Genomic DNA, 4,756 nt, shown 5'->3' with positions numbered 1-4,756 from the left:
TGGAACCTTTCCGGAACCTCCTCCAGCTCTTTGACGACAATGTCGCGCGGAAGGTAACGAATCAGATGGTCCTGCATCGCTGTCAAATCCATTTTGGATGTCGTCTTGAAATTGGCTACCTGTCCCCTGGCGTGGGTTCCTGCATCCGTCCGGCCCGAGCCGATGATTTCGAGCTCTGTTCCTGTCATTGCCGACAGGATATTCTCTATTTTGCCTTGAATGGTTTTGTCCGAATCCCCGAGCCTTTGCCAGCCCAGGTATCTGCCGCCATCATACTCGATCGTCATTTTTATATTTCTCATTTTATCTCCCTTAAACATCGGATTCTGTGCATCGTTGCATGCCGTGTACTCATGTATTATACCGAATATTATTCCGGTTTGGCGTATTTTCTCAGAATGTTTACAACAAAAAGCTGGCAAGTTGGAGTCCGAAAGACCTTAACCAACTCTACCAGCGCAGACACTACGTTATTGGACCGCAATTTTCTGAAATGCATCTGAGGAATCATCCAGGACCGAGTTGATATATCAGTGAACTTCGCGGGACCATTTTCGGATTTCACTCAAAGATTCTACTAATTTCAAACCATTCTCGGATAAAGAGTATTCAACGCGTGGCGGAACCTCATTATATTGGTGACGAATGACAATGTTTTGGGCAACAAATTCTTTTAGGATTTTAGTCAGCATCATATCGGTGATACCGTTAAGTTCCCGTTTCAATTGGTTGAAACGTATGGACTTGGATGTATAAATTGTCCAAAGTACGCGTGATTTCCACTTTCCCCCGAGGATACTGATGGCATATTCAAGAGGGCAATCGGAAAAAGCTGGGTTATCATGTTGCATTGTATTAACCACACATTTCTAAAAAAATTTTTATGGGCATAAGCCTGTAACGTACACAATTCTATCTTTTTGTATAGTTACTCTGTTATTTTTGCGTACTTGTTCCGCTGTTATATTCAAATATAATAATAGCATATTCACAAAAAAGAAAGTAATTATTTTAGAAGGAGGTAAATTGTGAAGATAGAGATTTGGTCAGATTATGCATGCCCTTTTTGCTATATAGGTAAAAGAAATCTGGAGTTGGCTATGAAGGAAATCCCGGACAGCGGGTCCATTGAGGTTTTGATGAAAAGTTTCGAGTTGGATGTGACAGCCAGTGCTCAGGTAACAAGTGCAACTCCAGAGCGTATCTCCCGAAAGTATGGATACAATAGTCAACAAGCCATGCAGATGATAGAAAATGTTAACGAAGCAGCCAAAAATGTTGGGTTGGCTTTCCATTACGAGACAACTCGATACACAAATATGCTGGATGCGCACAGGTTGACAAAGTATGCAGAAGGACGCGGAAAGGGCCATGAAATTACTGAGAAGCTGTTTCATGCATATTTTAATGAAAATAAAGAATTAAGTGATCCGCAAGTACTGATAGGAATTGGATCTGAAATTGGCATTTCCGAATTTGAAGTAAGAAGAGTAATCGAATCAGACCTTTATGCATCAGAAGTGCGCCAAGATGAGCAGGAAGCTGCAGCTTTGGGGATACGGTCAGTTCCTTACTTTTTGATCAATCGAAAATATGTAATATCAGGAGCACAGCCTGCTGTTTTTATCAAAGAGACTTTATTGAACATACTGGATGAAGAAAAGAAACAACTGGAATTATTAAATGATGGAATGGCTTGCGGAATAGATGGCTGTAGTATATAAACAAGAATTTTACATTGGGTAGAATAGAGGGATTTTATGATATATACACTGCCGGTTACAGGTGTTTTTACAACAAATGTCTATTTTTTGATTGATAAAGAAACGAAACACGGATTTTTAATCGACCCAGGAGCAAATGCAGATTTGATTCTAGAGGTAATTGAAAGATACGGCTTTCAAATAGAAAAAATACTGATCACACATGGGCATTTTGATCATATCGGTGCTGCCGAAGAAGTCAGTCAAAAACTGCAGGCTCCGATTTATATCCATGAAAAAGGGGAGCGCTACATAATGGACCCTATATGGAATTTGTCGGAAGAAAATGGATTAAAAGTAGTTTTGAAAGATGTGCAGTACATAAAGCATGGAGACGTGATTGCTTTAGAATCCAATCCCCACATAAGGGTTCAGGTAATGCATGTTCCCGGTCACACAACAGACGGTGTAGTATTTTACAGCAAAGAAGAGCAGGCTGCCTTTGTGGGAGACAGTATTTTTAAGGGAAGTCTAGGGATCAGTGACTTCTATGGAGGAGATGAAGTTCAGTTGTTTACAGAGGTAATCACAAAAATCTTAACTCTGCCAGAAGACACAGTCCTTTATTCCGGCCACAGCGGCCCCACAACAGTAGGAAGTGAAAGAGCTCGAATCTGCAGGAACATGGTCGAGTAACGGGAAGGCCAATTGGCTACAGCCTGGGAATTTCAAATAGATAAAAAGGTACCCTCTAGAGATAGGAGATTATACGAAATGACAAAATACACTTTTTTAGAAGGTTATCGTTTTTCGAATGGTTTGGAACTTAAGAATAGAATCGTGATGGCACCAATGACAACTATGTCCAGTTTTCATGATGGCCATGTGACAACCGACGAGGTGAATTATTATCACCGTCGCGGCGGCGGGCCAGGTATGATCATCACTGCGGTTGCCAATGTATCAGAGGACGGCAAAGGATTTGAAGGAGCATTCAGCGCAACAGATGATCGTTTTATTCCTGATTTGACTAAGATCGCAACGGCAATTAAACAGGATGGGACAAAAGCAGTATTGCAAATATTCCATGCGGGACGAATGAGCAATTCAAGAGTTTTGCGAGGGACACAAACGGTTAGTGCCAGCGCAATTGCTGCTGAAAGACCGGGTGCAGAAACGCCCAGAGCCTTGACGGAACCTGAGATTGAACAAATTATTGAGGATTTTGGTGAAGCGACGTTAAGAGCGATCAAAGCTGGTTTTGATGGTGTTGAACTTCACGGAGCCAATACGTACTTACTCCAACAATTTGTTTCTCCCCATTCAAACAGAAGAACAGATCAATGGGGCGGCAGCTTTGAAAATCGCCTTCGCTTTCCTTTAGCAGTCGTCAAGAAAGTTCAAGAAGTAATAAAAGAGAATGGGTCGAAAACGTTTCTTCTTGGTTATCGTGTGTCGCCAGAAGAATTCGAAACTCCGGGAATCCGTTTGGAAGACACTTTCGCTTTAATCGAAAAACTAAAACAAGCTAAGATTGACTATCTTCATGTATCAATCGGTCATATTTCGCGGACGTCAATGAACGACAAAACCAATTTGGTTCCCATTGTTGAACAAATGCTGGCTGTTTTAAATAATGAATTGCCGTTGATTGGTGTGGGCTCCATGGAAACTCCAGCCGACGTTCAAAAAGCTATGGATGATGGATTAGAACTGGTTGCTCTTGGCCGTGAGCTTATCCGGGAACCACAATGGGTTCAAAAGGTCATGATGAATGATGAAGCAAGTATTCGTTATACTATTTCTCCTACAGACTTCGAAGAACTAGCGATTCCGAGAGCAATGCAAACCTATCTGACCAGTGTCTACAAAGAGCAGATCCATCTCTCAACGGATGCTAAGCCATCATCGGATGCATTCTTGGCAAGCGCGGCTCCAATGGAAGGCTACAAAAAATAAAATATAAATAAGCAAGATGATTTCGACGGTTCAAGATCGCTTGCCGAAAAAACTGACGTCAACTAGCAGGAATGCTGCCATGTTGAAGTCATTTTTTTTGAAAAAAACAGAAAAAATGGAAAAATCGATCGAACTGGAATTCCTCGGTAATGTGATCCAATCACCAAATCCTCACTTTTCTGAAATTCCCCATTTTATTGATAGAAACACCTGGGAAAGCTTATGCGACGGGTTTTTATCCCGATTTATTGTGTCAGGAAGTGACAGATAATGTGAGGTTATTCACACAGTGTTTGAAACTGAAAACAGGATGCTAAATGAAGAAAAACCACAAAATATACGGATGTTTTTCAATCGATGGACCCAATATTTTGGGAGAAAAATTGACGAACCATCCTAAATTTCCGGATGCAATCCCTTGTGAAAAAGCCGCAGAACCTTGAAGTGATGCGTTTTTTGAATTACCTTTCCTAATCATGACGGGAGTAGAGGTCAGTCGGATCATTCCGCCATCGAGGCGGTGAATTTATTTTCGAATGAACAACAACAATTCGCAGGACAAGTACCTTTTTTGAATCATCCTGAAGTGTGAACGCTATCATCTATTTTTGTGTTATACCAATCTCGTGTGACATATAGTCCCATCAACTGTGAGAATCGAAATGACTATCTGCTTTATTGACTATATAATTTGCTCCATAGTTAAGAACAAATTAGAAATTTAAAATCAAAGGAGATCAATTAAATGGAAATCAATATGGCGGACACGACTTTCATGTTCCTCGCAACGGTAATGGTCCTGCTGATGACCCCAGCGTTATCTTTATTTTATGGAGGGATGGTCAGGGCAAAAAATGTTCTGAGCACAACCATGCATAGTTATGCAGCTATTGTAGTAGTGGTGATACAATGGATACTTTTAGGTTATTCCTTGTCATTCGGAGGAGACAATTCAATCATCGGCGATTTTTCATTTGCTTTTCTTAAAAATGTTGGATTCGCCCCTGTAGATTATGCTCCGACAATCCCACATCAGTTATTCATGATGTTCCAATTGGCTTTTGCAATCATTACACCTGCAATCATTTCCGGAA

The 4,756-nt window shown here is 40.9% G+C and carries 4 protein-coding genes and 2 pseudogenes; 4 read left to right on the top strand and 2 right to left on the bottom strand.

Annotation, left to right across the window (positions count from 1 at the left end; translation table 11 throughout):
* Both WBV27_RS00070 and WBV27_RS00065 read right to left on the bottom strand, forming a co-directional pair.
* A pseudogene (locus tag WBV27_RS00070) lies at nucleotides 1-302 on the bottom strand (tRNA pseudouridine(38-40) synthase TruA); the annotation flags it as partial.
* 228 nt (nucleotides 303-530) lie between these two features.
* Nucleotides 531-851, bottom strand: a complete 321-nt coding sequence (locus WBV27_RS00065) for a winged helix-turn-helix transcriptional regulator (protein ID WP_424198336.1) — start codon at nucleotides 849-851, stop codon at nucleotides 531-533.
* A 177-nt stretch (nucleotides 852-1,028) separates the two neighbouring features.
* On the opposite strand from WBV27_RS00065, the gene WBV27_RS00060 reads away from it, so the two are divergent.
* The 4 genes and pseudogenes from WBV27_RS00060 to WBV27_RS00045 form a co-directional block, all read left to right on the top strand.
* Nucleotides 1,029-1,724, top strand: a complete 696-nt coding sequence (locus tag WBV27_RS00060; RefSeq protein ID WP_424198334.1) for a DsbA family oxidoreductase — start codon at nucleotides 1,029-1,031, stop codon at nucleotides 1,722-1,724.
* A gap of 36 nt (nucleotides 1,725-1,760) precedes the next feature.
* On the top strand, nucleotides 1,761-2,399 hold the full coding sequence (locus WBV27_RS00055; RefSeq protein ID WP_424198332.1) for an MBL fold metallo-hydrolase: 639 nt from the start codon (nucleotides 1,761-1,763) through the stop codon (nucleotides 2,397-2,399).
* A 78-nt stretch (nucleotides 2,400-2,477) separates the two neighbouring features.
* Nucleotides 2,478-3,662, top strand: a complete 1,185-nt coding sequence (locus WBV27_RS00050; protein ID WP_424198330.1) for an NADH-dependent flavin oxidoreductase — start codon at nucleotides 2,478-2,480, stop codon at nucleotides 3,660-3,662.
* A gap of 745 nt (nucleotides 3,663-4,407) precedes the next feature.
* Nucleotides 4,408-4,756: pseudogene (locus WBV27_RS00045) on the top strand (ammonium transporter); the annotation flags it as partial.

Origin of the sequence: Trichococcus sp. (assembly GCF_049589555.1) — a bacterium.
GTDB lineage: Bacteria > Bacillota > Bacilli > Lactobacillales > Aerococcaceae > Trichococcus.
Note: the sequence above shows the minus strand (reverse complement) of the source record. Positions and strands in the feature narration are given on the sequence as shown.

Excerpts from the sequence above, each read along its gene's own strand:
- WBV27_RS00065 (WP_424198336.1), bottom strand. The coding sequence starts at position 851 with ATGCAACATGATAACCCAGCTTTTTCCGATTGCCCTCTTGAATATGCC.
- WBV27_RS00055 (WP_424198332.1), top strand. The coding sequence starts at position 1,761 with ATGATATATACACTGCCGGTTACAGGTGTTTTTACAACAAATGTCTAT.
- WBV27_RS00050 (WP_424198330.1), top strand. The coding sequence starts at position 2,478 with ATGACAAAATACACTTTTTTAGAAGGTTATCGTTTTTCGAATGGTTTG.